The sequence below is a fragment of the Novosphingobium sp. genome (assembly GCF_041905565.1).
Classification (GTDB): Bacteria; Pseudomonadota; Alphaproteobacteria; order Sphingomonadales; family Sphingomonadaceae; genus Novosphingobium.
The window spans coordinates 20,192-46,786 of sequence record NZ_JAYRKX010000022.1 but is presented as its reverse complement, the minus strand read 5'-3'; the positions used below and the strand labels follow the sequence as shown (position 1 = coordinate 46,786).

General features: G+C 67.7%; 21 protein-coding genes. 9 read left to right on the top strand and 12 right to left on the bottom strand.

The genetic code is table 11. The features are described from left to right. Window positions 1-109 precede the first annotated feature (109 nt). On the bottom strand, window positions 110-1,471 hold the full coding sequence (locus tag ACE3N9_RS14995; protein ID WP_374284982.1) for an MFS transporter: 1,362 nt from the start codon (window positions 1,469-1,471) through the stop codon (window positions 110-112). 97 nt (window positions 1,472-1,568) lie between these two features. On the opposite strand from ACE3N9_RS14995, the gene ACE3N9_RS14990 reads away from it, so the two are divergent. Then, a complete protein-coding gene (locus ACE3N9_RS14990) occupies window positions 1,569-2,195 on the top strand; it encodes a class I SAM-dependent methyltransferase (protein WP_374284980.1) in 627 nt (208 codons plus the stop codon). 10 nt (window positions 2,196-2,205) lie between these two features. Here ACE3N9_RS14990 and ACE3N9_RS14985 read toward each other — a convergent pair whose 3' ends face one another. Beyond that, window positions 2,206-3,012, bottom strand: coding sequence for a hypothetical protein (locus ACE3N9_RS14985; protein WP_374284978.1), 807 nt, complete (start codon window positions 3,010-3,012; stop codon window positions 2,206-2,208). A 67-nt stretch (window positions 3,013-3,079) separates the two neighbouring features. On the opposite strand from ACE3N9_RS14985, the gene lipB reads away from it, so the two are divergent. Then, window positions 3,080-3,757: a lipoyl(octanoyl) transferase LipB gene (gene lipB, locus ACE3N9_RS14980; RefSeq protein WP_374284975.1), complete on the top strand. Its 678-nt coding sequence runs from the start codon at window positions 3,080-3,082 to the stop codon at window positions 3,755-3,757. Further along, entirely contained in the window at window positions 3,754-4,032 is a 279-nt protein-coding gene (locus tag ACE3N9_RS14975; protein ID WP_374284973.1) for a hypothetical protein, read from the top strand. Before lipB ends, ACE3N9_RS14975 begins: the two co-directional genes overlap by 4 nt. 71 nt (window positions 4,033-4,103) lie before the next feature. Here the strand turns inward: ACE3N9_RS14975 and ACE3N9_RS14970 are convergent, their stop codons facing one another. Then, the gene (locus ACE3N9_RS14970) at window positions 4,104-6,617 is read right to left on the bottom strand and encodes a TonB-dependent receptor (protein WP_374284971.1); all 2,514 of its coding nucleotides are present in this window, start codon (window positions 6,615-6,617) and stop codon (window positions 4,104-4,106) included. A 109-nt stretch (window positions 6,618-6,726) separates the two neighbouring features. Then, on the bottom strand, window positions 6,727-8,337 hold the full coding sequence (locus tag ACE3N9_RS14965) for a sulfotransferase (protein ID WP_374284969.1): 1,611 nt from the start codon (window positions 8,335-8,337) through the stop codon (window positions 6,727-6,729). Between the two features lie 87 nt (window positions 8,338-8,424). Here ACE3N9_RS14965 and ACE3N9_RS14960 point away from each other — a divergent pair, with 87 nt between their 5' ends. Continuing rightward, complete coding sequence (locus ACE3N9_RS14960; protein WP_374284967.1) at window positions 8,425-9,708, top strand: amino acid permease; 1,284 nt, start codon at window positions 8,425-8,427, stop codon at window positions 9,706-9,708. Here ACE3N9_RS14960 and ACE3N9_RS14955 read toward each other — a convergent pair. Then, window positions 9,683-11,281, bottom strand: a complete 1,599-nt coding sequence (locus ACE3N9_RS14955; RefSeq protein WP_374284965.1) for a phytoene desaturase family protein — start codon at window positions 11,279-11,281, stop codon at window positions 9,683-9,685. The genes ACE3N9_RS14960 and ACE3N9_RS14955 overlap by 26 nt on opposite strands. Window positions 11,282-11,408: 127 nt before the next feature. Continuing rightward, the gene (locus ACE3N9_RS14950; protein WP_374284963.1) at window positions 11,409-12,599 is read right to left on the bottom strand and encodes an aromatic ring-hydroxylating dioxygenase subunit alpha; all 1,191 of its coding nucleotides are present in this window, start codon (window positions 12,597-12,599) and stop codon (window positions 11,409-11,411) included. Window positions 12,600-12,660: 61 nt separating this feature from the next. On the opposite strand from ACE3N9_RS14950, the gene ACE3N9_RS14945 reads away from it, so the two are divergent. Then, window positions 12,661-13,275, top strand: a complete 615-nt coding sequence (locus tag ACE3N9_RS14945) for a TetR family transcriptional regulator C-terminal domain-containing protein (RefSeq protein ID WP_374284961.1) — start codon at window positions 12,661-12,663, stop codon at window positions 13,273-13,275. Here the strand turns inward: ACE3N9_RS14945 and ACE3N9_RS14940 are convergent. Beyond that, window positions 13,247-14,650 carry a M20/M25/M40 family metallo-hydrolase gene (locus ACE3N9_RS14940; RefSeq protein ID WP_374284985.1) on the bottom strand — a complete coding sequence of 468 codons (1,404 nt, stop codon included), beginning with the start codon at window positions 14,648-14,650 and terminating at the stop codon, window positions 13,247-13,249. The two genes, ACE3N9_RS14945 and ACE3N9_RS14940, sit on opposite strands and share 29 nt — an antisense overlap. A gap of 149 nt (window positions 14,651-14,799) precedes the next feature. On the opposite strand from ACE3N9_RS14940, the gene ACE3N9_RS14935 reads away from it, so the two are divergent. Beyond that, window positions 14,800-17,169 (top strand): putative bifunctional diguanylate cyclase/phosphodiesterase, encoded by a 2,370-nt coding sequence (locus ACE3N9_RS14935; protein WP_374284959.1) that lies wholly within the window; start codon window positions 14,800-14,802, stop codon window positions 17,167-17,169. Here ACE3N9_RS14935 and ACE3N9_RS14930 read toward each other — a convergent pair. After that, the gene (locus ACE3N9_RS14930; protein ID WP_374284957.1) at window positions 17,145-18,278 is read right to left on the bottom strand and encodes a phosphatidylserine/phosphatidylglycerophosphate/cardiolipin synthase family protein; all 1,134 of its coding nucleotides are present in this window, start codon (window positions 18,276-18,278) and stop codon (window positions 17,145-17,147) included. The genes ACE3N9_RS14935 and ACE3N9_RS14930 overlap by 25 nt on opposite strands. Before the next feature lie 205 nt (window positions 18,279-18,483). Between ACE3N9_RS14930 and ACE3N9_RS14925 the strand changes: the two genes are divergently transcribed. The 3 genes from ACE3N9_RS14925 (at window position 18,484) to ACE3N9_RS14915 (ending at window position 20,973) form a co-directional block, all read left to right on the top strand. Continuing rightward, window positions 18,484-19,167, top strand: coding sequence for a L,D-transpeptidase family protein (locus ACE3N9_RS14925; RefSeq protein WP_374284955.1), 684 nt, complete (start codon window positions 18,484-18,486; stop codon window positions 19,165-19,167). 100 nt (window positions 19,168-19,267) lie between these two features. Then, window positions 19,268-20,311: an NAD(P)-dependent alcohol dehydrogenase gene (locus tag ACE3N9_RS14920; RefSeq protein WP_374284954.1), complete on the top strand. Its 1,044-nt coding sequence runs from the start codon at window positions 19,268-19,270 to the stop codon at window positions 20,309-20,311. Between the two features lie 11 nt (window positions 20,312-20,322). Continuing rightward, window positions 20,323-20,973: a 2-hydroxychromene-2-carboxylate isomerase gene (locus tag ACE3N9_RS14915; protein ID WP_374284952.1), complete on the top strand. Its 651-nt coding sequence runs from the start codon at window positions 20,323-20,325 to the stop codon at window positions 20,971-20,973. On the opposite strand, the gene tilS is transcribed toward ACE3N9_RS14915, so the two are convergent. The 4 genes from tilS to ptsP all read right to left on the bottom strand — a co-directional run bounded on the left by tilS (window position 20,970) and on the right by ptsP (window position 26,496). Further along, window positions 20,970-21,950 (bottom strand): tRNA lysidine(34) synthetase TilS, encoded by a 981-nt coding sequence (gene tilS / locus ACE3N9_RS14910; RefSeq protein ID WP_374284950.1) that lies wholly within the window; start codon window positions 21,948-21,950, stop codon window positions 20,970-20,972. The two genes, ACE3N9_RS14915 and tilS, sit on opposite strands and share 4 nt — an antisense overlap. After that, window positions 21,919-22,956: a tol-pal system YbgF family protein gene (locus ACE3N9_RS14905; protein ID WP_374284948.1), complete on the bottom strand. Its 1,038-nt coding sequence runs from the start codon at window positions 22,954-22,956 to the stop codon at window positions 21,919-21,921. The genes tilS and ACE3N9_RS14905 overlap by 32 nt, the downstream gene beginning before the upstream one ends. A 142-nt stretch (window positions 22,957-23,098) precedes the next feature. Beyond that, window positions 23,099-24,058: a helix-turn-helix domain-containing protein gene (locus tag ACE3N9_RS14900; RefSeq protein ID WP_374284946.1), complete on the bottom strand. Its 960-nt coding sequence runs from the start codon at window positions 24,056-24,058 to the stop codon at window positions 23,099-23,101. Between the two features lie 158 nt (window positions 24,059-24,216). Further along, window positions 24,217-26,496: a phosphoenolpyruvate--protein phosphotransferase gene (ptsP, locus tag ACE3N9_RS14895; protein WP_374284945.1), complete on the bottom strand. Its 2,280-nt coding sequence runs from the start codon at window positions 26,494-26,496 to the stop codon at window positions 24,217-24,219. Window positions 26,497-26,595 lie beyond the last annotated feature (99 nt).

Genomic DNA, 26,595 nt, shown 5'->3' with positions numbered 1-26,595 from the left:
CCCACAGGGTACCTTGAACGGGTGGTCGGGCCGGGGGAGCGGGCCGGCCAGGCCAGGAAAAGCCGGATGGCTTTTCCGCACCGCCGTCAGGCGGAGAGAAACCCCTACCCTAACGCCGCTGCATCAACGCTTGATCGCTGGCCATGCTTTTGAGACCCAGAACGATTACTGCCGCGCACAGTAGTTCGATCACGGCAAAGCCGATCCACGGCGAATGACCATAGAGCCACACCCCCAAGGCCGGCGCGACGATATAGGCCGCGCCGTTGACCGATGCGACGATCCCGGCTGACTGCCCCTGCTCGGCCCGACTGACCACCAAGGACGCGCCGGCGGTAAAGCCCGGGCGGAACAGGCCAAAGCCCAGCGAGGCCAGCCCCACGCCGACGATGATCCCGTGCAGACTGCCGGCCACCGCCAGCAGCGCCACGCCTGCCCCGGCCAGCACCATGCCCCACAGGCAGCTGGCACGCGGGCCAAGGTGCCACATCGGGATGATCCCCCACTGCGCCAGCAAGGTTGCCAGCGCGCCGGCCATCAGCACCATGCCGGTTGGCCCCGCGCCCAGTTCCGGCGTGGCGCGCAGCCCAAGCCGGTCAAGCACCAGAAAGCCGACGATCCCCATCACGGCCGCCTGGGCATGGCCGCCCAGCAGCCCTGCCACCAGCCAGGGGCGCAGGCGGCGATCAGTCCAGGCCAGATTCGGCACTTCGCCGCCCTGGGCTTCGTCCTCGTCTTCGTCGTCGGCGCGGCTGCTATCGCTGCGCAGGCGCGAATCCGAATTGGCGGAAAACGGAGCAGCCATCACGTCGCCGCGCCCGGCAAAGGCCGGATCATCATTCGGCAGGCGCAGCCGCAGCGCCGTCAGCACTGCCACCGCGATCAGTGCAAAGGCCAGGAACGGGCTGACCAGCCCCAGTTGCGGCACGATCAGCAGCGGCGCCAGCGCCGGACCCAGCACCGTGCCCAGGCCAAAGCTGGACGAGATCAGCGAGAGCGACTGGGTGCGTTCTGCCCGGCTGGTGCGGCTGGCGACATAGGCCTGCACCGCCGGCGGCGCGGCCGAGCCGAACCCGCCGTAGAGCGAGCGGAACAAGGCGAAGACCAGCAGGGTAGCAATCGGGCCTAGATAACCGTGCAGACCAAGATAGAGCGCCACCCCGCACAGGCTGAAGCTGGAGACGAAGCCCATCAGCCCGACCGCCATCATCGCCTTGCGCCCGCGCTTGTCCGACCGGCGCGCCCACATCGGCGCGCAGGTCATCCACAGCAGCGCCGACCAGGTATAGGCCAGGCTGATCCAGAAATCCTGCACCTTCAACGCCGTACCGATCGCCGGCATGACCGATTGCATCGCGGTGTTGCCCGCCGCCGTGACCAGCATGACCATGAACAGCAACGCCAGCCGCCCGCGCGGCAGCGTGGCGGTCAGACCAGCGGTCGAATCCGGTTGCAGATCGCTACGGTTCATCGCTTTCATCGCTAGGCAACAATCACATGCCTTGCAATGGGCGGGCAAATTTGCAAACGCGATGTCGAGGCCAAATCACGCAGGATCGCACCCCAGCATGACCACGAACGAGCTTGCCGGCGAGGCTTACCCCGCCAAGGCGATGCGCAAGATCAAGCGGGCCCTGGGCCCGTGGGGCGTGTTCCTTGAAGGGTTCCTGCGCAATCCGGTGATGGTCGGCTCGATCATCCCGTCCTCGCGCTTCACGATCGACAAGATGCTGGCCCCGGTCGACTGGGACAATTGCAAGCTGTTCGTCGAATACGGACCGGGCGTGGGCACTTTCTGCCGCCCGGTGCTGGACCGCCTGCCGCGCGATGGCCAGCTGATCGTGATCGATACCAACCCGCTGTTCATCGACTATCTCAAGCAAACGATCACCGACAGCCGCTTCATCCCCGTGCTGGGTTCGGCCGCCGATGTCGAAGACATCGTCCGCGCCCACGGGCACGAACATGCCGACTATGTCGTCTCGGGCCTGCCTTTTTCCACCCTGCCCGATGGAGTCGGCCCGGCGATTGCCGCCGCCACCCACCGCGTGCTGCGCAAGGGCGGGGCCTTCCTGGTCTATCAGTTCACGCCGCGCGCGCGCGATTTCATGGCGCGGCATTTTGCCCGGATCGACAGCGGCATGGAACTGATCAACGTCCCGCCATGCTTCCTGTACTGGGGCTGGAAGGACTAAGCCCGCAGACTTAGTCGAACACCGCCTGATCGGAGCCGGCAGTGCCAACCAGTTGGGCGTGGATCGCGGCAAAGCAGATCGTGGTATAGACAGTGAACCCCGCGCCCACCAGCGCGGCGATCACCGAACTACCGATCCGCGCCGTTTCCGCCCCGCCGACCAGCGCCAGCACGATCCCCACCACCGCGCTGGCGACGACCGAGATCACCAGCACCGCCAGGGCCAGGATCACCACGAACAGCAGGATCCGCCCGGCATTGCCTTGGGTCAGCTCCCACGAGCGGCGCAGCACCGCAACCGGATTGCGCTGCCCTTCGACCGCGATCACCACCGGGATCAACGAGAGGCGGATCGCCGCCCAGATCGCCGCGATCAGCACCAGCAGCCCGGCCACCACCGCCAGCGCGACCGACACGGCGCCCAGCATTGCCACCACGCCGAACACCACCATCGCCGCCAGCACGACCAGCAGCTGCGCCCCCAGATAGGGCAGCAGTCCGCCCGCCGCCGCGCGGATCGCATCGCCCACCGTGGCGCGCCCGGCCTGCGCGGTCAGCGTCAGCACCGACAGTTGGCCCAGCACCTGGACCAGCGTGGCCGCCGCCATATAGGGGCCGATCTGGCCATAAAACGCGCTCATCATTTCCAGCAACTGTTTCGGCTCGGCCCCGGCGGGCGGCTCGGGCTGGGGAAAGAACAGCGCCAGCGCCAGCGAAGGCAGGAAGAAGAACACTCCGGCCAATGCGACCAGCACTTCCTTGTTGGCGCTGACCGTCGCGCTGGCCTGGCCCCAGGCCTTGCTGGTATCGAGATCCATTGCGGGCGCCCCTTTCATCAAACCAGCCTCTTGATAACCACACCATTTGCCGCCACGCAACGCGGCAATGACCGACACGTTGCCCGACACCATCGAATGGCGCCTGGAAACCGCGCCGGTGCCCTATCGCGCCGCGCTGGACGAGATGACTGCGCGCAACGCCGCCATCGCGGCGGGCACCGCGCGCGAACTGGTGTGGCTGCTGGAACACCCGCCGGTGTACACCGCCGGGACCAGCGCAGCGGTAGACGAATTGCTCGATCCGCGCTTCGAAGTGGTCGAGGCCGGGCGCGGCGGGCGCTATACCTATCACGGCCCGGGGCAGCGGGTCGGCTATGTCCTGCTGGACCTCAAGACCCGCGCGCGCGACGTGCGCGGCTTCGTCCACGCGCTCGAAGGCTGGGTGATCGCCACCCTCGCCGATTTCGGCGTCGAAGGCTGGCGCGCGCCGGGCCGGGTCGGCATCTGGTGCCGCGACATCGACGGGCGCGAGGCCAAGATCGGCGCGATCGGCGTGCGCATCCGCCGCTGGGTGACGATGCATGGCTTTTCGGTTAACCTGGACCCGGACCTGTCCCACTTCGGCGGAATCGTGCCCTGCGGGATCGAGGAATTCGGCGTGACCAGCCTGGCCCGATTGGGGGTGAGGGTTGATTCCGCCACCTGGGATCGGGCATTGCTGGCCCGCGCGGGTGATTTCCTGGCCGCGCTTGAAGTTCCCTGCCCTCCGGAGGCCCCGCGATGAAAGCTGCCCTTCCCGTACTGGCGCTCGCCCTCCTTGCCCTGTCGGGCTGCCAGCAGGACGCCAAGCAGGCCAAGGCCACCGGCGGCAATGCGGCGGGTGAAATCCTGCCCGGATCGACCAGCGATGCGATGATCCCGGTCGACACCCTGCGCTCGCAGCCGCCAGCAGCGCCAAAGGTGGAAGGTGCGGCCAAGCCGAAAGCAGCTGCCAGCGATGCCGCACCCGAAGCGGCTGATGCCGCGCCCGCGGCGGAGCCGGCTTCGGCCGCGGAATAACCCCACAAAGCAAACGGCCCGGCCCCCTGGGGGGCCGGGCCGCTCAGGCTCGGCTCAGGCCGCAGCCGGGGTCAGAACTTGGCCCCGGCGCGCAGGCCGATCGTGCGCGGGTTGATCGGCACGATGTAACCGCGCTGGCCGCACGAACCGCACTGCTGGAAGCGCGAGACCTGGCCGCGTTCGTCGAACAGGTTCTGCACGAACAGTTCCAGGTTGAAGCGTTCGAAATCCGCCCCCAGCGCCAGGTTGACCGTGGCGTACTCAGCCAGGTCGCCCAGCTGCGCCGCCGGGCTGATGACATTGCCCGAGAAGGTTTCGAACACCGCCGTGCGCAGGTCCGACCGGGCGCTGCTCTGGTAGGCGACGTTAACCTGGCCGTACGGCTTGGCACTGCCCATTTCACCGGTGTAGCGCATCGTACCCGACAGCTTCCACTTCGGCGTGACCGGCAGGCGGATGCCCTTGGGCGCCGAAATCATGTTGCCGGCACCCACGCAGGCATAGGTCGGATCGTCGATCACGCACAGGTTCTTGGTGGTCTTCGCATCGGTGTACGAACCCGCCACGTTCAGCGCCAGGCCGCCCTGGTTGTAGGCCAGGTCCATTTCCACGCCCTTGATCCGGGCATCGGGGCCGTTGTGGATCTCGGTGAAGCTGTTCGCCCCCAGGTACGAGAACTGGAACTTCTTCCATTCCTGCTGATAGACCGCGCCGTTCAGGCGCAGGCCCGGCGCCAGCGTGGTCTTCCACCCCAATTCGTAGTTGATCAGGTAGTCGGGGGCATAGGGCGCCACGTCGGCGCGGCGGTTGATCCCGCCGGGGCGGAAGCCCTTCGACACGGTGGCATAGAGCATCACGTCGCTGGTCGGCTTCCAGTTGGCGTTGAAGCGCCAGGTCACCCCGTCGCCCGAAGCCTTGACCGGATCGATCTTGCCCGCGTTCCACACGCCCAGGTTGGTGCAGGGGCTGCCCGGCACCGATGCCGGGGCCAGCACGGCCGCCGCCGTGCCCGCGACCGGGCGCAGGCGCGAACCGCTGGTGGTGAAGCATCCGGCGACCCCAGTGCGCGAGCTGCCGGCCGCGTTGTAGGGGGTTGTCGCGAACAGCCCGGCCGGATCGCGGCCAAAGCCGAAGAAGCCGATCAGCGAGTTGTCATACTTGAACGCGCGCAGGCCGCCGGTCAGCGTGACTGTGCTGGTCACGTCGAAGCTGACTTCGCCGAACGCGGCATAGTCCTTGTCGATGCGGTGCTGCTGGGTCAGCCACAGCGTGCCGGGATGGCCATTGACCGACAGGTTCGGCGCCAGATTGGCCACCTGGTAGTCCTGGTGGATGTCGTTCGACTGGCGCTGGTAGAACAGACCGGCCACGACCCGCAGCGGATTTTCCGCCGGCGAGGCGATGCGCAGTTCCTGGCTCAGCTTCTTGAAGTGGTCGCTGCCGATCACCTTCTGGGTCGGGTTGATCGTGTTGCCCGACGCGTCGCTGAAATAGAAGTAGCCCGCCAGGCCGCCGACCGAGCTGTAGAGCGAATCGTAGGCTTCCGAATAGTCGGTATAGTCGCTGCTGCTGAAGGTCTTGCGGTCGAGATAGGCCCCGGCATAGGTCAGGTCCCAGTTGCCCACCTTGCCTTCGATGGTCAGCGCCGCCTGGACGAACTTGTCGCTGCGGTATTCGGGGAAGAAGTGCTGGACGTTCAGATCGCCCAGGCTTTCGTCATAGCCGTAGGACCCGTTGCTCTTGGTGTTCTGGTAGATCACCCCGGGGGTCACGGTCCAGCTGTCGTTCAGATCGACCTTGAGCGCGGCGCGGGCGCCGTAGCTTTCGGTGTCGTTGTAGTTCTTCTCGACGAAGGCGGTGTTCTTCATGCAGATCCCGCCCGGCTGGGGCAGGAAGCAGCGCTGGCCGGCGATATTGTCGATATAGCCGCCGTCGCGCTGGTAGAAGCCCGAGACGCGCAGCGCCGCGCTGCCCGACAGCGGGGCATTGATCATGGCTTCGGCCTTGCCGCCCATATCGCCCTTGCGGACCGTGTTGATTTCACCATCGACGCGGCCTTCGAAACCGGCGGTGCTGGGCTTGTTGGTGATGATGCGGATCGTGCCCGCTTCCGACGAAGCGCCATAGAGCGTGCCCTGCGGGCCAGACAGGCTTTCGATCCGGGCGATGTCATAAATATGGACATCGAGGTTGCCGCCGATCGTGGTGACCGGCTGTTCATCGAGATAGACGCCGACCGAGGGCAGCGAGCCCGAGTGGTTGCCGTCGCCGCCCGAGGCGACGCCGCGCATGTAGATCACGCTGTTGCCCGGCGTGCCGGTGCTCTGGAACGAGACCGAGGGGAGCTGCTGGGCATAGCCCTTGAAGTCCGAGATGTTGAGCTGGTCAAGCTTGGCCGTCCCCAGCGCCTGGATGCTGATCGGCACCTTCTGCAGGCTTTCCGAACGCTTCTGCGCGGTGACGACGATTTCGGTCGGATCCGCGCCGTTTTCGGCGGCGGCGTCCTGGGCCAGGGCCGGAGCCGCGGTCAGGGCCGTGGTGGCGAACAGTGCGGCGAAGACCGCGGGACGAGTGGCTTGGCGCATCAATATCCCATCCTTGAATGCTGCGAATGCGAGACGTTGATTCCAGCCTGTCCGCCAGTCAAGCAACCGGCATTAACATTTGTGTCAATCTGCTGGGGGCGTTGCAGATTTACCACGCCTCCGGCGCGGCCGGATAGGCCGCCAGCACCGGTCCCAGCGCCTGTTCCAGCGGCCCCAGCCAGGGGGCAAAGGGCTTCCACGCTTCGGTCCCGTCACGGAAGATCGGCTGGCGCACCTGTTCGCTGCTGGCGGTGCGCACCGCGCGTTCGGTGCGGTGGAAATCAAGGCAGGCCGGCTCGAACGGAACGCCGACGAAGTCCAGCAGGCGGCGCACTTCGGCTTCGGTATCATCGACCATGCGTTCATAGATCACGCGGTGGACCTTGCCCGGCTGGACCCGGTCGAGGTGCGCCATCAACCGCACGTAATCGGCGTAATAGCGGCCCATGTCGGCCAGATCATAACTGAACGCCTGCCCTTTCGCGAAGTGCTGCTTGAAGTTCGACCAGCAGCAGCCGAGCGGGTGGCGGCGCGCGTCGATGATCTTCGCGCTGGGCAGGATCAGGCGGATGAACACCGCGTGGACCCAGTTGTTGGGCAGCTTGTCGATGAACAGCGGCCGGTCGGTCTTGCGCTGGATGCGGGTGCGGCGGAGGAATTCCTCGCCGCGATGGCGCAGTTGCTCGGCGCTCAGGCGCGGCAGGCTCAGCGGGTAGTCCTCCTCGCGCCGGGCCAGGGCGGGAATGTCGGGCAGCTCGCTGGTGCCCTCGATCAGGCTGTGGCTCGACAGGATCTGTTCGACCAGGGTGGAACCGGCCCGCGGCATGCCCAGCACGAACACCGGATCGCTGGCATCGCAGCCCTGCCCGGCACGAGCAGCGAAGAATTCGGGCGTGGCGATCTCGATCAGGCGGTCGACGAAGCGGGTGGTCTCGTCCGCATCATAGTCCAGCTCGGTGCGGCGCAGGGCGTTGCCCGCGGCATAGTGCGCGAACGAGGCTGCGGCTTCGCCCCGGTCCTCAAGCGCCTTGCCCAGCGCGAAGTCGAGGTGGAAGCGGTCCTCGCTCGCCACATCGCCCCCGGCCAGCGCGGCTTCCATCGCGGCGATGTCGCCGTCGCTGAACCGCACCGTCTTGAGATTGGCCAGGCTCCACCACGCCTCGCCCAACTGCGGCATCAGTTCGATCGCCTTGCGGTAGGCCATGATCCCGTCGGCCTGGCGGCCCACCGTTTTCAGCATGTGGCCAAAGCTCATCCACACGCGCGGCTGGTTCGGCGCCTGTTGCAGCACGCGCTCGTACAGCGTGATCGCTTCGTCGAATTCGCCGATCCGGCCCAGCGCCGCAGCCTGGAGGTTGGCGTGGCCGGGGTTGTCGGGTTCTTCCGCCACCACCAGGTTAAGCTGCTCGATCGCTTCGGCGGGCCGGTTCTGGCGGTAGAGCACCAGCGCCAGGTTGGCCCGCGCGGCGGTGAAGGCGGGGCTGAGTTCAAGCGCGCGGCGCAGCAGGTTCTCGCTGTCCTTGTAACGGCCGATCCGCCCGGCCAGTTCCGCGAACATGCGGATCGCCGCGACGTCGAGCGGGTCTTCCTGCAAGTGTTGGCGCAGCAGCGGCTCAGCGCGCGGCAGGTCGTTCTCGTTCAGCGCGACCGCCGCCGCGATCAGACGCGGGTGATACTGGCCAAGGCGCGACAGCCAGCTGTGGGTGGTGACCTGGGTCATGCCCCTTCAGAAACATGGTGACGCGCCGCAATCAAGGACTAGTCTGCGCCTGTCCCCCGCCAGTGCCGGGGACGGGGGAACACGCGCATGACCACGCCAAGGCGCGCATTGGGTTTCTGGGCGCTGCTGGCGCTGGTGGTGGGCAACATGATCGGCTCGGGCATCTACCTGCTGCCGGCCAGCCTGGCCCCGCTCGGCTGGAACCAGATGATCGGCTGGCTGGTGTCGATCACCGGGGCGCTGGCGCTGGGCTTCGTGTTCGCGCGGCTGGGAGCCAGGCTGCCACTGGCGGGCGGGCCCTATGCCTACGCCAATGCCGCCTTCGGGCCATTGGCCGGCTATACCACGGCCTGGTCGTACTGGGTGATGAGCTGGGTCGGCAACGGCGCGGTGGCAGTGGCGGTGGTCAGCGCGCTCGATCACCTGTTCCCGCGCATCGGGCAGACGCCGGGCCTGCCCGCACTGCTGGCGGTGGCCTGCGTCTGGCTGGTCACCATGGTCAACATTCGCGGGGTCCAGGCCGCCGGGCGGCTGCAGGAAGTAACCGTGGTGCTGAAACTGCTGCCGCTGGTGCTGCTGGTCGCGCTGGCGGCGTGGCTGCTGCTGAGCGGCGCGCCGCGCGCACCCGATCCGGGGGTGGCGATCACCGGGGATCATGTCGCGGCGGCGGTCGGGCTGACCTTCTGGGGCTTCCTCGGGCTGGAGGCAGGCACGGTGCCGGCCGACAAGGTGGAAGACGCGGCGCGCAACGTGCCGCGCGCGACCATGGCCGGGGTGCTGCTGGTCGGCCTTGTATACCTGCTGATCTCGGGCGCGTTTGCGCTCTATGTGCCGGTTGGCGCGGCAGCGGCATCGCCCGCGCCGATTGCCGATTTCCTCGGGCTGCACTTTGGCCCCGGGGTGGCCAACCTGGTCGCGCTGTGCGCCGCGATCAGCGCCTTCGGCACGCTTAATGGCTGGGTGCTGGTCCAGGCGGAAATGCCCTGGGCAATGGCGCGCGGCGGGGTGTTCCCTGCCTGGTTCGGGGTGGAGAACGCCGGCGGTTCGCCGGTGCGTTCGCACCTTGTCTCCAGCGGCCTGCTCAGCGCGGTGACCCTGCTCAACTACCAGAAGGGCACGGCCGAACTGTTCCAGTTCATCGCCTCGGTCAGCCTGGCGGCGGGGCTGCTGACCTACCTGATGAGCGCGCTGGCCGCCTTGCGGCTGCACCCGCAGGACCGACTGCTGGCGCTCGCCGCCGTGATCGCCGCCGGCTTCACCGTCTGGGCCGAATATGGCCTCGGCGGCGAAGCAATGGCCTGGGGCGCACTGCTGATCGCCGCCGGGCTGCCGCTGTACTGGGCGGTCAGGAGCGAAGCAGCTTCCGGATGAACGGCCGGTCGGCCAGGATCGCGTGGGCCGCGTTGTGGCCCGGCGCGCCGGTTACCCCGCCGCCGGGATGGGTCCCCGCCCCGCACATGTAGAGCCCCTTGATTGGCCCGCGATAGTCGCCATGCCCTAGCACCGGGCGCGCTGCCCACAGCTGGTCGATCCCCATGGTGCCGTGCATGATGTCGCCGCCGATCAGCCCGAACTTGCGTTCCAGGTCCCACGGCGAATGGATCTGCGTGGCGATCACGCTGGCCTTGAAGTTGGGGGCATGATCGTTGACCGTGTCGATGATCAGGTCGGCCACCGCCTCGCGGTTGGCGTCCCAATCGACCGTGGGGTCGAACTGCTGGCAGAACAGGCTGGCAACGTGGCAGCCCGGGGGGGCCAGGCTGTCGTCCACGGTGCTGGGGATCTTGATCTCGACGATCGGCTTCTTCGACCAGCCGTGCTGCTGCGCATCGATGAAGGCCTGGTCCATGTAGTCCATCCCCGGCGCGATGATGATCCCGGCGGTGTGGTGTTCGGACTGAGCCTTGCCCGGCAGCACGGTGAAATCGGGCAGTTCGGACAGCGCCACGTTCATCCGGAAGGTGCCCGAACAGGTCTTGTAGCCCTTGATCCGCCGCTTGAAGTCATCGTCGAGGTCGCTCTCGTCAACCAGCTGGCGATAGAGCAGCGCCGGGCCGGCGTTGGAGGCGACCACGCTGGCGGCCAGTTCCTCGCCGCTTTCCAGCTGCACGCCGCGCACCTTGCCGCCATCGACCAGCAGCTTGGCGACCGGCGCCTCCAGGCTGATCTCGACGCCCGCCTGCTCGCAGGCCTTGGCCATCGCCTGGGTGATCGCGCCCATGCCGCCCACTGCGTGGCCCCAGGCGCCCAGCTTGCCGTTCACTTCGCCGAACACGTGGTGCAGCAGGACATAGGCGCTGCCAGGCGTCGACACCCCGGCATAATTGCCGACCACCGCGTCGAACGCGAAGGCGCTTTGCACGTAGTCATGCTCGAACCAGCCATCGAGGAACTGGCGCGCGCTCTTGGTGAAGATGTCGAGCAGGTCGCGCTGGACCGACAGGTCGAGCTGGGCCATCGGCCAGCCCTGCTTGGCCGCCGCCATCAGCGCCGGCAGCCCACCGCCAAGATTGGGCGGGATCTGCAAGGACAGATCGCGCAGCACATTTGCGACCTGTTCCAGCGCCGCGTCATACTTCGGATAGGCTTCGGCGTCCTTCTTCGAGAAGCGCGCGAACTCCGCCTCGGTCCGGCCTGGCCCGCCGCCCAGCTTGAGGTAGTCGTTCTCGAACGGGAAGAAGTTGCTGATCGTGCGTTCGACCACGCGGTAGCCGTGATCGTGCAGCTTCATGTCCGCGATCACCTTGGGTCGCAGCAGGCTGACGGTGTAGCTGGCGGTCGAATTGCGGAAACCGGGATGGAACTCCTCGGTCACGGCCGCGCCGCCGACCACGTGGCGGCGTTCCAGCACGCGCACCCGCATCCCGGCCTTGGCCAGGTAGAAGGCGCAGACCAGCCCGTTGTGGCCGCCGCCGATGATCAGCGCGTCGTAGATCTTGGTCATGGTAATCTCCCCGAAGGGCCGCCGCCTGGCGCTGCAAGGACAAAGTTGGGGTGGAACCGCGTCAGGCGACCCTAATCCGCCGATCTGGTTCCACCCCCGCCCCACAGCACTAGGCGGGGGCGAAATCCTATTCCTGTCCTCGCCGGCTCCACCCGGGTGCGGGTGGATAGGGCTGGCGCGCTTCCGGAATCAGCGCCCTGATCTTGCGGGCAAAGCTGCGCAGGCAGACTTCGCTTTGCGCCAGGGGCCCGGTTCCGTAGCTCTTGCTCATCATGCCATTTTGTACATTAGTGATCAAGCAAGTATCCTCGGCATTGACCACGCGGTTGATCCGCCAGTTGGCATAGCGCACCAGCTTCATCTCGCGCCGGTCATCCGGCAGGGCGAAGACCATTTCGCGCAGCACGCAAGTGGTTGGCGAGGTTGGCAGCCACTGCATGAAATCGATCTGGTCGGCGTAGATGTCGAAGGCCATGTTGGGCCACAGCTTGTAGTAGAGCCAGCGGCCCTGCGCCTCGTCCGAGAGGTGTTCGACCCGCGGCAGGTGCTTGCGGTAGAACTTTTCCCACAGGTTTTGCCGCTCGTCCGCGACCACATCGCCGTAGAGCCGGTCGGCCCAGCCGTGCGCCTCGATCCGGTAGGTCCGGCCAAACAGCCGGGTCAGCCCATCGTGGCTGACCGGGATGTGCAGGTTGTCGGAATAGTTGTCCCCCACGTTCTTCCAGTTGACCGCACGGTCGCGCGTGCGCACGTCGCCGATCCGGCGCATCGCCTCGAACTTGTAGGGTTCGATCTCTGCCTCGAACGGGGCCATCATCTCGGCGACCGAGGGGAAGCCGGCATCTTCCAGCCGGACGAAGACGAAACCGCGCCACAGTTCCACCTCAACGCGGTGCAGCCCGTTTTCTTCCAGCTTGAGCGCCGGATAATCGCCCTTCATCGGCACGCCCGTCAGCCGGCCGTCCGGTTCGAACGTCCAGGCGTGGTAGGGGCAGACCAGCTTCCTTGCGCAGCCCGATGGCCCTGCCACCAGCCGCATGGCGCGGTGACGGCAGACATTGGTGAAGGCGCCGATCCGGCCCTGGTCATCGCGGATCGCGATCACGCTTTCGCCCAGATAATCGATAGTGCGGTAATCGCCGGAATTGGGAATGTCGCTTTCGTGGCAGACGATCTGCCAGCTCGGGCGGATCACCCGGTCCATCTCCACCGCGAAGAATTCGGGATCGTGATAGATCCAGCCCGGCAGGCTGAAATCGGCATCGGGATCGGCCACTTCGGCTTCGATTTCACTGAAGGCTTGATCCAGCTTGCCCATGACCCTGCTTCGACTCCATTCCTTGTTGGACAGTCGTACAACAAGTGTTAGGACCCGGCAAGTGACCAAGCCGCCCGCCTTTCGCCGCGCCGAACCCGATGCCCGCCGGCTCAGCCTGGTCGAAGCCTGCGCCCGCGTGCTGGCGCGCGAAGGGGTGGGCGGCACCAGCGTGCGCGCAATCGCGGTGGAAGCGGGCGTTTCAGCCGGGCTGGTCGGACATTACTTCAGCGGGATCGACGCGCTGGTCGCCGCGACTTATGCCCATGTCGAGGAACAGGTCAGCCTGGCAATCGACGCGGCGGTGGACGAGGCCGGATCCAATCCGCGCGCCCGGCTGGAAGCCTTTGCCACCGCCAGCTTCCGCGCGCCGATTGCCGATCCGCAGCTGCTCGCCACCTGGATCGCGTTCTGGAGCCTGGTGCGCAGCCGCCCCGACATCGCCCGCCAGCACGCCCAGCAATATGCCGCCTTCCGCCAGCGGCTGGAGGCGCTGCTGGGCGAATGCGGCGTGCCCGCGGCGGGGCAAGGCAGCGCGGCAATCGGGATTACCGCACTGATCGACGGACTTTGGCTGGAACTGTGCCTGTCACCCGATGCCTTCGGCGCGGCCGAAGCGGCGCGGATCGTCCGCGCCGCGCTCGACACGGTTATTTCGACAGGTCGGTCAGCAGGCTGAGGAAATAGGCAATCCCGGGCCGGACATTGGCCAGCGATACCCGTTCGTTCAGCCCGTGGGCGTAGTCGTCGCTGTCCTTGCTGTAGGTCGGGCTGGCGCCATAGCTGGGCACGCCCAGCGCCCGATACCACATCGAATCCGACGCGCCCGAAGCCTGGCTGGGGAAGATCGGCACGCCCGGATAGACCTTGCGCATCGCCTTTTCCGCCGCGGCGACGAAATCGGGCCGCATCGGTGAGGCGGGCGAGGAGATTGAATCCTCACCGCTGATCGCGGTGACTTTCAGACCCGGCATGGCGGCAACCCGTTCCAGTTCGGCGCGGATTTCCTCCCGGCTGTGGCCGGGAAAGACGCGGCAGTTGATATTCGCCGTGGCACGCTGCGGCAGGGCGTTCTGGGCATGGCCGCCCGACAGCAGCGTCGGCACGCAAGTGGTGCCGACCTTGCCCACCGTGGCCGGGTTGGCGCGCAGCACGGCCAGCGCGGCTTCGTCTTTCGGATTGGCGGCAAAGGCGCGCATCGCGGCGGCCAGCGCGGGATCGCTTTCGAACTGGGCGGCCTGTTCGAAATAGGCCTTGGTCAGCGGGTTCTGTTCCGCCGGGAAGCGATAGCGCCCGATCCGGTCAAGCGCCTGGGCCAGCTGGACGATGGCGTTTTCCGGGCGCGGGGCGCTGCTGTGCCCGCCGGGATTGGTCATCGCCAGCTCGTAATCGTCATAGGTCTTTTCGGCGCCCTGCCAGGTCCAGTACAGCGGCTTGCCGGTCTTTTCATCGAAAGTGCCCCCGCCGCCATCGACATTAATCACCAGTTCGGCATTCTTCAGCCGCTCGGCAATCAGCCGCCCGGTCTTCATCGTGGTTTCCTCGTCGCCCGAGAATTGCAGCACGATGGTGCGGCGCGGCTTGTACCCCTGGCGGCGCATTTCGATCAGGGTGCTGGTGGCCAGCGCGGCGTCGAACTTCATGTCGCTGGCCCCGCGCCCGAACAGGTAGCCGTTCTCGACCACCGGGGTGAAGGGATCGCGCACCCAGTCGGCCGCCTTGGCCTCGACCACGTCGATATGGCCGGAAATGACCAGCGGCTTGAGCTTGGGGTCGCTGCCCGGCCAGGTGGCGATCAGGTAGGCGGTATCGTCCACCGGCACGATCTCGATGTCAGACGCCTGCCAGCCGCCCGCGACCAGCGTGTCCTTGACCAGTTGCTGCGCCTTCAGCGTCTCGTTCCCCGGGCCGCTGACCGAACGAATCGCGATCAGCCGCTGCGACAGGTCGAGCACCTGCGATTCGGCCTGGGGCCAGGCCTTTTCACCCTTGGCCAGGGCGGGCTGGGCGCTGGCTGCCAGCAAGGCGGCGACCAGGAACTTGGACAGGCGCATCATCGAATCTCCTTTGCGCAAGGGCTTAGGCAGGCAGCCGGGTCGAGGGAAGCCCCGGCGGGCATTTCCGGACCGCGCATAGGGCCGCGTTAACCCTTGCGGGGCTATCTGCAAGGGGTTGCAGGCAACAGGACGATTGCAGCAGGACCATGGTTAGCCAGCGGACGCCGCGCGGCGTCATCCCCGCACATCTGCAGGACTGGGTGGATACCCGGCTGGTCAGCACGCATCTGCGGATCGTGCGGATGATGGTGCTGGGCGTGCTGATCAATGCCTGCGCCATGCTGCTGGTGCTGTTCGGCACGGTCGGCACGCCGCAGTTGACCCTGTTCGCCGCATCGACCGCACTGGCCGGGTTCCACCGCCTGTGGGCCGCCGACCCGCACCTGCGCGGCAAGCACCGCGCCCGCCGCCTGCGCCGCGCGTTCCGCTGGAATGCCTGGTGGATGGGGCTGAACATGGGCGTGCCGCTGGCGCTGTGGCTGCCGCACGTGCCGCCCGGCGCGCAATTGCTGCTGGCGGTCTGCGGGATCACCCAGATCGCCTCGGCCGCCTATACCATGCGCACGCTGCCGTTGTCGGCCACGGCCTTCATCGCGCTGCAGGCGCTGGGGCTGGCGGTGGGGCTGGCGCGGATCGGCAATGCCCCGGCCGCCACTGCCGTGCTGGTGCTGATCGGGGCAGCCGGCATGCTGATCCGCATGACCTTCATTTCGCAGCACCTGTTCATCCGCCGGATCCTGGCCGACCGCGAGCTGGCGACCAGCAACTGGACGGTGCAGGTCCTGCTGAACGAGTATGAACAGACCGGATCGGACTGGCTCTACGAGCTGGACCGCAATCACTGCCTGGTCAACGTCAGCCCCCGTTTTGCCGAGCGAGCGGGCCGATCCGTGGCCGAACTGGAAGGCCAGCCGCTGGCCGCGCTGTTTACCGGCGATGCAATCCGCGGCACGCTCGACGCGGCGCTGGCCACGTGCCGCCCGCTGCACGGGGCGATCCTGGCCCTGGCCAACCCGGGCGGCACGGTGCAGCGCTGGTGGTCGGTCAGCGGCCGGCCCAGCCAGGCCGGCGGCGGCGGGCAAGTGGCCTGGCGCGGGCTGATGTCCGACGTCACCGATCACCGCATGGCCGAACGCCGCGCCTACCAGATGGCGCATTACGACGCGCTGACCGGACTGCCCAACCGAACCCTGTTCGACCGCACGCTGGGCGAACTGCTGGACGAGCGCGAGGCGGCCGAGACGGTCGCATTGCTGCATCTCGACATCGACCATTTCAAGGCGGTCAACGACGAATTCGGCCATCCCGCCGGCGATGCCTATCTGCGGATGTTCGCCACGCGGCTCGGCAGCGCGCTCGAAGCCAGCGGACTGGGCGGCGCGCGGCGTGTGATGGCCCGGCTGGGCGGGGACGAATTCGCCATCGCCTTTGCCGGCAACGACGCCTGCGACCATGCCGTGCGGCTGGCGCAATTGCTGGTCGAAACCATGGCCCAGCCGTTTGCCCTGATCGACCTGGACATTGCCGGCGGGGTCAGCATCGGCCTGGCGCTGGCGCCGCTCCATGCCGAAGACCGGCACCAGCTGTTCTCCTATGCCGACATGGCGCTGACCCGCGCCAAGCGCGACGGGCGCGGGCTATGGGAAATGTTCGAACCCGGCATGGACGAGGCGCTGCACGAGCGCCACGCCATCGCCCGCGAATTGCGCCACGCCGTGCCGCGCGGCGAACTGCGCCTGTTCCTGCAACCGCTGGTCGACGTGCCGAGCGAGGCCAAGACCGGTTATGAAGCGCTGCTGCGCTGGCAGCATCCCGAACGCGGGCTGGTCCCGCCCGACGTGTTCATCCCGATCGCCGAGGAAACCGGCCTGATCGTGCCGATCGGCGAATGGGTGATCCGCACCGCCTTTGCCGAAGCCGCCACCTGGCCAGCCGGCGAGACGATCTCGATCAACCTGTCGCCGCTCCAGTTTTCCAGCCCCAACCTGCTGCCGCTGATCGTCCATGCCCTGGCCGATACCGGGATCGATCCGGCCCGGGTCGAATTCGAAATCACCGAAGGGGTGCTGCTGCACAATTCGGAAGCCAACATCGCGCTGCTGCGGCGCCTGCATGAGCTGGGCGTGAAGATCGCCTTGGACGATTTCGGTACCGGTTATGCTTCGCTCAACTACCTGCTGACCTTCCCGTTCGACAAGATCAAGATCGACCGCCGCTTCGTCAACGAACTGGAAACCCGCGAGGAATCACGCGCCATTGTCGCGGCGGTCATCGCGCTCGCCAACCAGCTGGGCATGTGCACCCTGGCCGAAGGGGTGGAACAGCCCGAACAGCTGGCCCAGCTGCGCCGCGATGGCTGCCGCATGGTCCAGGGCTGGCTGTTCGGCAAGGCGCTACCCAGCGAACATTACCACCCGCGCGCCGCCCAGCCCGCCGCCCCGCCGCCTGCGCGCCTGCCAGCCCGTCGCCGCACCGACGCCGCGCGCGCGCCCTATCGCCGCGCCAAGGCGTCCTGACCCCACGGCGCGATCCGCGCGCCGGGCTCAAGCAGGCCGATCAGCACGTCCGCCGTGCGTAGCGCCGCGCGGGCGCGCCATGATCGCCAGGGCGAATGATCCTCCGGCCCGGGCGCCACTGCCGCTGCGCGCAAGGGCGCGAACAGCTCTGCCTCGCACCGCGCAATCACGCCCGCATCGCGCAGGGTGACGACATATTCGGCGTTGGCGCGGTGGCTAACGAAGTCGAAGTTGCTGGACCCCGCGACCAGCGCCTCGCCATCGATCAGCGCGGCCTTCACATGGGTCATTTCCGGCAGCAGGCGCACTTCCAACCCCGATCCCGCCGCCACGCCCAGCAGATAGTCGCGGATGATCGGCTTGTTGTTGGGCCGCGGTGTATAAAGCGTGACCGGCACCCCCCGCCGCGCCGCGCCGGCCATGGCCGAAACGAACGGGAAGGTCGGATAGGCACTGATGACCTCGATCCGGCGGCGCGCCCCGGCAAACAGGTCAAGCAGCGGGGCAAGGTGAGCGGCGTTGCCGCTGCCGTCCACGCTCAGTATCTCGATTCCCGGAAAGGCCGCCCGCGCCGCGCCGCGCTCACCCTGCCAGTCGCGCTCGAACGCGGCGGCGAGCCAGTCCGCCAGGCCGGGATGGGCGATCCGCAGCATCATGTCATGCCAGGCAAAATTATGTTCGGAAAAGTTGATCCCGCCCAGCCACACCGCATCGTCCATGACCAGCAGCTTCTTGTGGTTGCGCAGCGCATAACGCAGCGGATTGCGCCCCACCGGGTTGGTGATGCGCAGGCCCACCCCGGAATCGGCCAGACGATCGAACATCGCCCAAGTGGCCTGCGCCTCGGCATGTAGGGCCTCATCGTGCGAGCGTGCCAGGAACGTGTCGTTGATCACGTGGCGAGTATAGTCATCCACCAGCACGCGCCGGTCGGTCACGCCGCTGGCGGCGATCGCGGCGGCCACCGCCTGCCCGGCGCTGTCGCCTTCGAAGGTCATCGCCTGAATCAGCACCCGCCGCCGCGCCGCGGCAATATCGGCCTGCGCGCGCTTCCAGAAAGCCTGCGATCCGACCAGCAATTCATAGAGGGGCGGTATCGTGGCGGTCATCGCCCGGCGTCTTGCCAGCGCGGCCCGGGGCTGACAAGGCCGCCCACCCGGCCGCTGCCCCGCCTGCTGGTGAAAACGGCCATGGTTCCAGCGCGTTAACCTTTTCGCGCTAGTCAGTCCCGGCACGGAACGGCGGCGGATCGGCGCTGGCCTTGTCCGCCAGCCTTGGCACAGTGGCCATGCTGGATCGTGCCACGAGGAACAGATGGGTCTGAAACTGAACGCCGCAACGGGGATCATCGCCGGTTTCGTGCTGCTGGTCGGCGCGGGCGGGGCCTGGCTGCTGCACTCGGCCGAGCCCGAAGCGCGCGCCCTGCCCCCCGAAAGCGCCGAAGCCGGCTTCGCCCTCGCCCAGCCGGGCGCGGCCCCAGCCCCGGCCCCGGCCCCGGCCCCAGTTCCGAGCGCCGCCGCCCCGCGCGACGAACGCTTCGTGATCAAGCGGGTGCTGCCGATCACCGGGCCGATCAAGTACGGCGAATGGCATTGGGATGAAACCGACACGCCGCAAGGCCCGATGGTCATCACGGTCGATCTGGAAGCGCGCGTGCTCTCGGTGTTCCGGGGCGGCTATGAAATCGGCGCCACCGCCGTGCTGCTCGGCACCCAGGAAAAGCCGACCCCGCTCGGCATGTTCCCGATCAAGTGGAAGAAGGCCGATCACTATTCGCGCACCTATGACAACGCGCCGATGCCTTTCACCCTGCGACTGACCGACGATGGCGTGGCAATTCACGGGACCAAGGTGGAAAAGGGCTATGCCAGCCACGGCTGCGTCGGCGTTCCCACGCCTTTTGCGAAGAAGCTGTTCAACGTCGCCGGGGTGGGGGACAAGGTCTATATCACCCGGGGCAAGCGGATCGCCCAGGGGGATTCGCTGGTCGAAGGCTGATTGCGTGGCCCCTCCCCGCAAAGCCGTTTGACTCTCGCCTTAATCGGACGATTAATGGCCCGGCACGCGGCCCGCCCAGGCCGCCACGGGAGAGACAATCATGACCGCGACCAGGGCCTGGGGCGCCACCGCCCCCACCGCCACGCTTGAACCCTTCGACATCGACCGCCGCGCGCTGCGCGATGAGGACGTGGCAATTGCCATCGCCTATTGCGGGGTGTGCCATTCAGACCTGCACGCCGCGCGCAATGACTGGGGCCGCACCAACTATCCCTTCGTTCCCGGGCACGAGATTGTCGGCACGGTCAGCGCCGTGGGCGCGGGCGTCACCCGCTTCAAGGTGGGCGACCGGGTGGCCGTGGGCACCCTGGTCGACAGCTGCCGTCACTGCGACGCCTGCGAGGAGGGCGAGGAGAACTATTGCCGCAACGGCTCCACCGGCACCTACAACGGCAAGGACCGGATCGACGGCAGCCCGACCTTCGGCGGCTATTCCGCCGGCATCGTCGTGGCTGAACCGTTCGTGCTGCGCCTGCCGGACAACCTCGACATGGCGGCGGCCGCGCCGCTGCTGTGCGCCGGGATCACCACTTACAGCCCGCTGAAGAACTGGAACGTCGGCCCGGGCACCCGGGTGGGCGTGATCGGCCTTGGCGGCCTCGGTCACATGGGGGTGAAGTTCGCCAAGGCGCTGGGCGCGGAAGTGACCATGATCACCACCAGCCCCGCAAAGGGCGAGGACGCGAAGAAGCTGGGCGCCGACCACGTGCTGGTATCGACTGACAAGGCAGCAATGCGCGCAGCCACCCGCAGCTTCGATTTCCTGCTCGATACCGTGCCGGTGAAGCACGACGTTTCGCCCTACCTGTTCCTGCTCGACAAGCAGGGAACGCTGTGCATCGTCGGAATGATCGAGCAGATGGAGCCGTTCCATTCCGGGCTGTTGCTAGGCGGGCAGCGGGCCGTGGCCGGTTCCGGCGTGGGCGGCATCGCCCAGACGCAGGAAATGCTCGACCTGTGCGGCGAACAGGGCATCACGGCCGAAATCGAGGTGATCCCGATGAGCGGGATCAACCACGCGTTCGAACGGATGGAGCGCGCCGACATCAAGTACCGCTTCGTCATCGACATGGCGACGATCTGAAAGGCGCGACAATGACCCATACCGTGGACCTGTTCTGGTCGTTCCGTTCGCCCTATTCCTACATCGTCACGCCCAAGCTGCTGGAGCTGGAGCGTGACTGGGACGCGAAAGTGAACGTCCGCCCGGTGCTGCCGATTGCGGTGCGCCAGCCCGAATTCTTCGCCCATGCCGATCCGCTGTGGACCAGCTACCTGATGCGCGACTGCGTGCGCAGCGCCGAATTTGCCGGGCTGCCGCTGCGCTGGCCGCGCCCGGACCCGGTGGTGATGGACTTTGCCACCCGCACCTACCCCAAGGAACAGCCCCATATCCACCGCCTGACCCGGCTGGGCCAACTGGCCAGCGAGCGCGGCTTCGGCCTGACGCTGCTGCGCGAGGTCAGCCACACGATCTGGTCGGGCGAGGTCGACGGCTGGCACGAGGGCGACCACCTCGCCCAGGCCGTGGCCAGGGCAGGCGGCGACCTGTCCGAAATGGACACCGCGATCACGGCCGAGGCTGACCGGCTCGACGCCGCGATCCAGGCCAACGAGGCCGACCAGCGCGCCGGGGGTCACTACGGCGTGCCGCTGATGGTCTATGGCGGCGAACCGTTCTTCGGGCAGGACCGGTATGACCAAATGGTCTGGCGGATGGAGCAGCAGGGGATGCAGCGGCGCTAGCTGCGCCGCTTTGGCGCGCGGGTAAACTCCCAGCCGCCGGGCATGGCGCGGGCCACCAGGCTGCCGATCGACATCGGCTGGCGCGCAAGCAGCGTATCGAACAGGCGCGCCACCTGGCTGCCGCGCGGCGCGGCGCCATCCAGCTCGGTCACGATCCGCGCCAGCACCCGCAGCGCCACGGCGCGCGGGGCCTGGGGGCGGTAGGTCAGCCCCAGCGGCGCGCGTTCCACCCGTTCGGTCCATTCGCGCTGCGCTGCCCAGTCCAGCGCGGCATCGGCATCGGCAAGGTGCGCCGCGCTCTGCGCCAGCGCGGGTACGTCGATCCAGTCCGTCCGGGCCAGCGCCTGGCGCAGCCGCACCCGGTCAAACCGTTCGTCCTGGTTGGACGGATCCTGCGCCGCCGCGATCCCCGCCGCTTCAACCAGCGCGCCCAGTTCGGCTCGCCGCCAGCCGAGCAGCGGGCGCAGCAGCGGCAGGCGAGTGCCGGGCGCCACCCCGCGCGCGCGCACGCCGGCCAGTCCGGCCACTCCGCTACCCCGGTTCAGCCGAGCGAGCAGCGTTTCGGCCTGGTCGTCAGCATGGTGCGCGGTGGCCAGCGCGGCGTGCCCCTGATCGGCCATCCATCCGGCCAGCGCGGCATAGCGCGCGGCGCGCGCCTCTGCCTGCAAATTGCCGCTCTCGACGCTGACGGGCAGGACCGCGTGGGGTACGCCCAACCGGGCGCACAGCGCGGCCACCATGTCAGCTTCGGCGCGCGCCTCGGGCCGCAGGCCGTGATCGACCGTGGCCGCCGCGACGCCGCCTGGCAGCGCGGCATGGGCCAGCAGGAGCAGCGCCAGACTGTCCGGCCCGCCCGAGACTGCCAGCGCCAGAGTGCCGCCGCCTGGCCACAGCGCGGCCAGATCGGCATTGAAACGCGCGATCAGATCCGGCGCGGGCCGCGCGTCAATTGCACTTAACCCCGGCCTTGGTGGCATCGTACTGGCTCTTGAGCCGGCCGCTCCCTTCGGCGGTATAGTCATCCGCGAACTGGGCCAGCGCCACGCAGGCGCGGGTGCTGTCCTTCAACTGGCGCATTGATTCGGCCAGGAACAGCAAGCTGTCGGGGGCGCGGTCGCCCTTCTTGTTCGCCTGATAGTTCTGCAGGAACCAGCTTGCCGCCTCGCGCGGGTTGCCTTCGTCCAGATAGGCGCGGCCCAGCAGGTTGCGGGCATAGCTGACCCGGCCGTGCCTGGGATACTTCTGCAGGTACAGCTTCAGCTGCTGCTGGGCTTCGGGGTAGAACTTCTTCTCCCACAGGCGGAAGCCATAGGAATATTCGTCGTCCGCCGGATCGGCGGTAGCGGGCTTTTCAACCGCTTTGACCGCGGCGAGCCGCTGGGCCGAAGGCGTAGCCGGCTTGGGCGCGGGCGCGGCCACTACCGGCTTGGGCGTGGGCGCTGCCACAGCCGGTTTGGGCGCGGCGGCTTCCGGAGCCACGGCAACGGCAGGCGCAGGCGCGGCTGGCTTGGGCCCGGCGGCCCCGCCGGTCATCGCGCCAAGGTTGCCCGCAGTCACGGCGCCATTGTCGCCAGCCGCAGCCAGCGCGGGCGCGGCGGGCGGCGGCGGGGCCAGCGCCGTGACCTTGGCTTCAAGCTGGGTCAGCTTGTTGGTGGTCACTTCCTGCTGCGAGGTCAGCCGCGCCAACTGCGCTTCGACCGCGTCCATGCGGACCAGCAGGTCGCTGACCGGGGTGCTGGCAGGCGTACCAAGGGTCTTGCCATCGGTGGTTCCCGGCTGGACCAGCGGGGCGAAATACTTGCCGTCCCCACCCGGGAACACCTGGCGCTGCAGGGCGGCGATTTCCGCTTCAAGCTTGCGCAGCCGGGTTTCGGCCGCCGCGGCATCGCCCGCGCTTTGCGCAATGGCCGGCCCGGCAGGCGCTGCCAGGGCCAGGACCAGCGCCAGCAGCACCGGACGCTTGGAGAAGGAAGGCTTGTTCATCATGTCTGTCCGTCCAAGTGAACCTGCCGGATCAGGCTGCACCGCAGCACTCGAACCGGGGATTAACCATTACGGGCAAAGCCATGCCGCAGCCCGGCCGCCATGTCGAGCCACCCGGCGCTGCTTTTGCGCAGGCTTTCCGTCAGGTCGCGGCGGGCGCGGGGGCGGGAGCGGACGGCACCGCCTCAACCGGGGCTGCGATCGGGCTGGCGGACGGCACGGCTTCGCTGCGTTCGGCCCGGGGCGCAGGCCGCGGGCGTGGTCGCGGTGCGGCGTCAGGCTGGACCGGCGCGGCGGCTGCGGGCTGGGGTGCGGCGGCCTGGGGGGCAGCGCGAGCCAGCAGGGCCGCGGCGGTCACCGGGACATCCTTTACCGTGCGCTGCTGATCGGCCAGCTTGGGCACCGGCTGGCCGCCGATGGTGATCGCCAGCTGATCGGGCCGCGCGGTCCACAGCTTCACTTCGGGCAGGTCGGCCGGCACGGTATAGCTTTCACCCTGGGCCAGTTCCTTTTGTAGCAACTGGTTGCCGGCGCCGTCATAGAACTTGACCCACACCCCCTGCTGCAGCGCGGTGAACACCACCGGGCCGCTGGGCGTGGGTGCCGCCGGCGGCGCAACCGGGGCGGCAGCGGCCGGCGTCGGGGTTTCGGCCGGCAGGATCGAGGGCAGCTCGCCGCCCGGGGCATAATAGCTGCGCCAGAAGGCGAAGCCCGCCATGATCACCACCAGCGCGGCAAGGGCCGCCAGCCAGGCAAAGCGCGCACTGGGCACACGGGCGGGATCGCCCGGCTCAAAGGTCTGGACCTGGCGGCGAGCAGGCTCGGGCTCGGCCACGGCGAGGTCGGAACGTACCGCCTCGACGATCTCGGCCTCGTTCGCGCCAACCGTCCGGGCATAGCTGCGCGAAAAGCCGACCGCATAGGTGCGCGCTGGCAGTGCGGCATAGTCGCCCTGCTCGATCGCCAGAAGATGCCGTTCGGGAATGCGGGTGGCGGCCGCCACCTGGGCGCGGGTCAGCCCCGCCGCTTCACGAGCACGGACCAGCCTGGTGCCCGCACTATCCAGCGGGAGCTCAGCTTCCGCGACCTGTTCGTCCGACATTCCGACCCCGAATGACTTGCCCTGAGGCTATTTTGCGCGACCGGCAGGAACCCGGTTTACCCTGCAAAGTCAACGGTGAATCCGTAAGACTACCTAACCCTGTTCGACGGGATGCCCGGCAAACGTGACAAGCCGGTGAAACCCCGCCTGCCGGGGCGCTACTCGATCTCGATTCCGCGCGCCTGCGCCCAGGCCGTCAGCGCTTCGCGCAGGTTGGGCGGCGGGGCCGATAGCCAGCCGTTCATCGCCGCGGTGATCTCGGCCAGGTCGACCTTGCGGACCAGTTCCTTGATCGGCCCGACCGAAGCCGGCGTGATCGACAGGCGGTGGATACCTATCCCCAGCAGGGCCAGCGCCTCGAGCCGCCGGCCGCCCATTTCGCCGCAGACGGTCAGGTCCACATTGTGCCCGACCAGCCCCAGCTGGACCCGCTTGAGGAACCGCATGATCGCGGTCGACAGCCAGTCATAGCGTTCCGCGAGCTTGGGATGCGATCGGTCCGCCGCGAACAGGAACTGGGTCAGGTCGTTGGTGCCGATCGACAGGAACGACAGGCGCGGCGCGATCAGGTCCAGCTGTTCGGCCAGCGCTGGCACTTCGAGCATGGCACCATAGCGGATCGCTTCGGGCAGCAGCTTCTTCTGGCCCTTGAGAAACTTGCGCTGGCTTTCGAACACATCGCGCGCGGCATCGAATTCCCAGGGCTCAGACACCATCGGGAACATCACGTTGAGCGTGCGCCCCGCCGCAGCCTCAAGCAGGGCGCGGGCCTGGACCTTGAGCAGCCCGTCGCGTTCCAGCGCGACGCGCAGCGCACGCCAGCCCATCGCCGGGTTTTCCTCGGTCTGGCCGTCGTTGTGCCGGAGGTAGGGCAGCACCTTGTCGCCGCCGATGTCGACCGTGCGGAACACCACCGGCTTGTCCCCGGCGACATCGAGCACATCGCGGTACAGCCGGGTCTGACGTTCGCGCGCAGGAAGCGTCGCGGAAACCAGGAACTGGAATTCGGTGCGGAACAGCCCCACCCCATCGGCCCCGGTCAGCGACAGGTTGGGCATGTCATCGCGCAGACCCGCGTTCATCATCACGGTGATGCGGGTGCCATCGCGGGTGAACGGTTCGACATCGCGCAGCGCGGCATAGGCGGCCTGACGCTCCTTGCTCTTGGCAAAGCGCGCTTCGAAGGCTTCGGCCATCGCCGGCAGCGGGCGAACGGTGACATTGCCCTGGTCGCCGTCAAGCAACAACTGATCCCCATCTCGCACCGTCCCGCGCAGCGAGCGCAGACGGCCGAGCACCGGAATCCCCATCGCCCGCGCCACGATCACCACGTGCGCGGTAAGCGAGCCTTCTTCCAGCAGCACGCCCTTCAGGCGGCGCTTGTCGTATTCGAGCAGTTCGGCCGGACCGAGGTTGCGCGCGATCAGGATCGTATCGCCGCGCAGCCCCATGCTGGCCGCGGTGCCCATCTGGCCCGAAACGATTCGCAGCAGGCGGTTCGACAGGTCCTCAAGGTCGTGCATCCGGTCCGCCAGCAGCGGATCGTCGATCTGGCGCATGCGCATGCGGGTGCGCTGCTGAACACGCTCGATCGCGGCCTCGGCGGTCAGGCCGCTGTCGATCGCCTCGATGATCCGGCGGCTCCAGCCTTCGTCATAGGCGAACATGCGGTAGGTCTCGAGCACCTCCTCGTGCTCGCCGCCCACGCCGAATTCGGCCTGGCCGGCCATCCGGTCGATCTGTTCGCGCATCTTGTCGAAGGCCAGGTAGACGCGCTGCAATTCGGCGTCGCGGTCTTCGGCCATGACGTGTTCGATGGTGATACGCGGCTGGTGGAACACCGCCGTGCCCACGGCCAGCCCCTTGACCAGGCTCAGCCCCGTCAGCCGCTGCGGGCCGCTGAGCTGGGGGGAAAGGCTGGCGACTTCCTCCTCGTCGACCAGTTCGGCATTGGCGATCAGCTCCGCCAGCACCATGGCCACGGTCTGCAGCGCCTCGATCTCGACTTCTTCATAGCGGCGCGGATCGACGTGCTGGACGCACAAGACCCCGACCGAGCGTTCGCGCCGCACGATCGGCACCCCGGCGAACGAGTGGAACTTGTCCTCGCCCGTTTCGGGGCGATAGGAAAAGTCCGGGTGGGCCGTCGCCTCGGCCAGGTTGAGCATTTCGACATTGCCGGCGATCGTGCCGACCAGCCCTTCGCCGATGGCCATGCGGGTGACGTGAACGGCTTCCTGCGCCAGTCCCTTGGTGGCGAACAGTTCGAGCATCCCTTCGCGCAGCAGGTAGATCGAGCAGACCTCGCTATCCAGCCCTTCCCCGATGATCTCGACCACCTGGTTGAGCTTCGCCTGGGCGTGGCTGCGCGAAGCCATGACATCGTGCAGGCGAGTCAGGATCGTCCGGGCGGCGGAAACGGCGCTGGTTACGGTCATGCAGCCAGCCTAAACCAATGCGCCGCGCTTGCAAACGCGCCCGGATACGAATTTATTACTGGCAGATTGTCGAGGGCAAGAGCAGCGCAAGCGCGCTGC